A 4,466-nucleotide genomic window follows, 5' to 3' on the forward strand; every position below is an offset into this window, starting at 1 on the left:
GTCGCTTGGGGGCTGCGGTGAACGATCTCGCCCACCGTTCCCACAGGCACTGGATGCCCGCTCGAGTCGACGACGGCGGTCTCGACGTTGAGAACTGGACGTCCAGCCGCTCCGGCTTTACGGAGCTGATCCTCCGGCTGCAAGATCGCGACAACCGGGGCAAGCTCGGTCTGCCCGTAAAGGTTCCACAGCCGGGTCGCAGGCAGCCGATTGCTCATCTCACGCAGCACCTCGACCGGCATCGGGGAAGCTCCGTAGTAGCCCTTGCGGAGAGTGGACAAATCCGTTCGATCGAAACTCTCGGAGCGGAGCAGCGAAATCCATACCGTCGGCGGCGCGAAGAATTTCGTCGCTCGATGGTGTGCGATGGCATTCAGGACGGACTCCGGGTCCGGCGACGCCAAGATGATACTGGTGGCGCCAAGGTAGATGTCGACGGACAGAAAGCAGTCCAGTTGCGCGCAATGGTACAAGGGCAGAGCATGTACTTCGACGTCCTCGGCGCTCATGTGCCCGTCGACGATACAGCTGACATACTCGCTGAGTAGGCTCCGGCTACTCAACATCGCGCCTTTCGGCTGAGACTCGGTGCCACTGGTGTACATCAGCCGCACAGGATCGTCGTCGGCGAGCAGCGGCATCTTCGATGACGGTCCTTCGAAATCGGTCCAGGATGAGAGGGATTTCCACCCGGAGGAGGCGATTCGATCGGAGTCGCCATCGATGACAAGTCGTTGTGGGACTGTGGTCCGCGCTGCGTCCAATGCGGCGTCAGCGGTATCGATGAGGGGCTGTTCGGCGATGAAAGCCTGCGGGGTACAGTCGTCGAGAATGTATGCGATTTCATGGGGTTTGAGCATGAAATTGATCGGGACCAGGATTGCTCCGCTACGGGCTGCCGCGAAATTCAATACGGCGAACTGCCAGCAGTTGTGTGACAGCAGGGCGATACGTTGCCCGGTTTGCAGACCCGAGTCGACGATCGCCTGCGCCGTCCTGTCCACCGCCGCTTCGAATTCAGCGAAAGTGAAGGCGCGGTCTCCATCGATGATGGCCGGTTTCGAAGGGAAACGCTGCGCGCTGCGTCGGGGAATGTCCCCGATGTTGAGTTGGCGAGCCGCGTGAACACGGCGGTTGTCGATCTTCACTGCGCTCCTCCAGCGCTGGATGCCTTGCGGTTGTCGGTGTTCATGTCGTTGACGGACAGAAGTTCGGTGAGTGCGTCGGTGACTTCTGCCATCGCGTGGACGGCGCCTGGATACAGCCCTGGAGTCGATAGAAAGCCGTGCGCCGTACCCGGGTAAGTGGTGGTGCGGTTTCGGACGCCCGCGGCGGTGAGTGCCGAGCCGAAGGCGACGCCTTGGTCGCGCAGGGGATCGTGCTCGGCGACGATGATGACAGCAGGCGCGACACCGGAAAGGTCGCGCGCAAGCAGCGGCGAGACGCGCACATCGGAGAGATCGGCAATCGAGCAGTAGTGGGCCAGGAACGCATCGGATTCCTCCACCGAGAGAAACGGTGCGACGGCGTTCTCGACTTGCGACGGGTATCTCGTGAACAGGTCCGTCGCGGGGTAGAGCAACACTTGTGCCAGAGGATTGGGGATTTCCTTGCGCTGCGCTGCGGAGATCGCGATTCCGGCTGCCAATGTCGCGCCGGCACTGTCGCCCGTGACTGCGATTCTGGAGGGATCACCGTTCCATCGTTCTGCAGCCGAGGCGATCCAACAGTACGCATCGATCGCGTCGTTGTACGCAGCAGGAAAGCGGTGCTCAGGTGCCAGCCGGTAGTCGACAGAAACGACGAGTGCGCCCAACTGTCTAGCCAAGTGACTGTTGAACCAGTCCTTGAGCTCCGGCCCGCCGATGACGTATCCACCACCGTGATAGTCGACGATCACCGGGAGCGGTTCTGACCTGGATTCGGCCGGTTTGTAGAGGCGAAGCCTCAGCGTCCGGCCCGGTAGGTCCGCGAAGGCCTCCTCGACGACGACGTTGCCGGCGAGCCGACCCGACACCCACCGCGTGAGGACGTTCGGCTCGACCGCCAAGCGCGCACGGAGCGCGGGGATCTGTGCGGGGGTCTTGCCGATGACCGACGACTTCGCCGACATCTTCTGCATCCGCGCCATGAGGCGGGCGCGCCGAGGAATCTTCATGCCAACACCTCGGTCGGGACGGTCACGGCATCGACACCGCCGTTCCCGGCATCCTGCTTTCTTGTGAGTATGTAGGCGTCACTATCAAAACGTCGAGTGCGCAATTGGTAAGAGGCGCTCCATGTTGGCCACATGACGACGTTCTCGCCCGCATTGTTGAGGTAGTAGCTGCGGCACCCGCCCGTTTCGTACACCATCTTTTTCGACATACGCCGCACCCAGCTGGTCCAGCGGGCTTCTCGTTCCGGCTTGACTGCGAAAGTCTCGATCCCGTCCGCCGCGAGCTTGGTCAGCGCATCGGTGATGTAGATGGCCTGTGCCTCGGCGAAGACCAGCGAGGAACTGACACCGCTGGTGGCGTTAGGGCCCTGCATGATGAACAGATTTGGAAACCCTGGCACAGCAACGCCTTTGTATGCTCGCGGATTGTCCCCCCAATGATCGGCCAGTGATCGTCCTTCGGCATCACGAACGACGCGAGCGATCGGGGACGTGACCCCGATTTCGAAGCCGGTGTTGTAGATCAAGGTGTCCACCTCGATCGTTTCATCCTCGCCGGTGACCACGACGTTGCCACGCACTGCGGCCAAACCGCCGGTGTGCAGCGTGACGTTCGGCTTGGTCAGCGCCGGGTAGTAGGCGTTGGAAATCAGCGGCCGCTTGCACATGTAGTCGAAGTCGGGCAGCAATTTAGCCCGGAGGGCGGGGTCGGGTACCTGGCTATAGAGGTGATCTTCGCACTGTTTGCGCATCTTTTCGCGGATGAATCTGTTTCCGCGAGCAGAGGACATCGCTTCGGCGATGCTGTAGAACAGTGATCGCTCCAACCCCATGAGGAGCGGGAAGCGGGCCAGCCGACGCTGGGCTTTGTCGGAGATAGCGATCTCCTCTTTCGGGCGCACCCACGAGGGAGTGCGCTGAATGACGTGCAGTTCGGCGACGGTGTCGGCAATGGCAGGGACGAACTGAATGGCCGATGCGCCGGTTCCGACAACGGCGACCTTGCGACCGTTCAGGTCATGATCGTGGTTCCACTGGGAGGAATGGAACCACTCTCCGGCGAACTCGCGTGCGCCTGGAACAGCGGGCAGCGATGGGTCGGCGACCAGGCCTGCTGCCGTGATCAGTACGCGTGCGGTGTAGATCCCGGCCGTTGTCTCGATTACCCAGCGGCTTCGCCGCGGGCTCCATAGTGCTGACTCGACTCCGGTACCAAAGCGGGTGTGACTGATCAGGTTGTAGCGCTCCGCGACCCCGCGGGTGTAGGAGTGCAGTTCCTCGCCGCGTGCGAAGAGAGATGACCAGTACGGATTCGGATCAGTGGACAGCGAGTAGAACTTCGAGGGTGTGTCGACCCCGACGCCTGGATAGGTGTTGTCGCGCCACACGCCGCCGACGTCCTCGGCGCGCTCGAGGATGACGAAATCCGCGATGCCCTCCTTCTTCAGGCGAATGCCCATGGCCAGGCCGGAAAATCCAGCGCCGATGACGACCGTGCCGAAATCGTTCATCTGAGGTCCTCTTTCCACTTCGGTATGACCCAATTCACACCATCCATAGTGTCTATAGACTGAACAATTTGTCAAGTGTATGAACGGTTCGATTATGTTCTGGGTCGTTGAAAGGGAGGGAACGGCACGCCCTGGCGCATGCTCGGCGAGCGGGGGATGACCCTTTTGCTGGGGGCGAAGGTGAGGCCGATCACCAGAACTGCAGGTGTGATCGACTTGAAGGTGTCGGCCATGAGGCTGTTGAAGCGGTGCGCACGTTCGGGTTAGGCCGCAGCTAGGGTCCTAGACGGATCGGTTGTGCAGGTTGGCGTGCGGGTGATAGTCCGCCGCAACGATCGTCGCCCGACAATCGAGCAATGCTCGGGGGCGGCGTCGCTGGCGATTCTGCCGCCGCGGTCGCAGTGCTGCCGCGGCGTGTGTGGTCACACGAACTCTGTCGCGGACGCGAGGATGTTCGACCGAAGGGCTAATGCCGTCGTGGGCATACGTCGCGGCTGCCACTTGCGCGCCGATGATCCTGGAAGGCTGCGCTCGTACGGCGAAGTCTGCACACTTCCCACGTTGTGTACGGGCAAGTCCACCGTGAGACCGCGGAATCGTCCACGACGCGGCCGAACCCAGGCAAGGCGGGCCCGCCGCGGAGCGCATGCCCGTCTCTGTGATTCCCGGGAACAGATGCGCCGCCGGGTCGATGAGCACAACTCGGTGTGGGGAAAGAACCCGCCGAGGGGCCCCACCCCCCCCCACAAGAATAAAAAAAACAAACGAGCCACCCAAATAAGGGTGTTGTTAAAAGG

The 4,466-nt window shown here is 61.8% G+C and carries 3 protein-coding genes; all 3 read right to left on the bottom strand.

Annotated elements, in window-relative coordinates:
• Nucleotides 1-1,148, bottom strand: a 1,148-nt coding sequence (locus tag ACFWF3_RS25650; protein WP_379315822.1) for an AMP-binding protein, incomplete at its 3' end; no start/stop codon positions are given.
• Entirely contained in the window at nucleotides 1,145-2,158 is a 1,014-nt protein-coding gene (locus ACFWF3_RS25655; protein ID WP_379315824.1) for an alpha/beta hydrolase, read from the bottom strand. The genes ACFWF3_RS25650 and ACFWF3_RS25655, both read right to left, overlap by 4 nt.
• Nucleotides 2,155-3,669: a flavin-containing monooxygenase gene (locus ACFWF3_RS25660; RefSeq protein WP_379315826.1), complete on the bottom strand. Its 1,515-nt coding sequence runs from the start codon at nucleotides 3,667-3,669 to the stop codon at nucleotides 2,155-2,157. The genes ACFWF3_RS25655 and ACFWF3_RS25660 overlap by 4 nt, the downstream gene beginning before the upstream one ends.
• Nucleotides 3,670-4,466 lie beyond the last annotated feature (797 nt).

This window comes from Nocardia sp. NPDC060220 (assembly GCF_042727815.1).
GTDB lineage: Bacteria > Actinomycetota > Actinomycetes > Mycobacteriales > Mycobacteriaceae > Nocardia.

Bases quoted from the DNA above. Each gene is read 5' to 3' on its own strand.
- ACFWF3_RS25660 (WP_379315826.1), bottom strand. From the start codon at position 3,669: ATGAACGATTTCGGCACGGTCGTCATCGGCGCTGGATTTTCCGGCCTG.
- ACFWF3_RS25655 (WP_379315824.1), bottom strand. From the start codon at position 2,158: ATGAAGATTCCTCGGCGCGCCCGCCTCATGGCGCGGATGCAGAAGATG.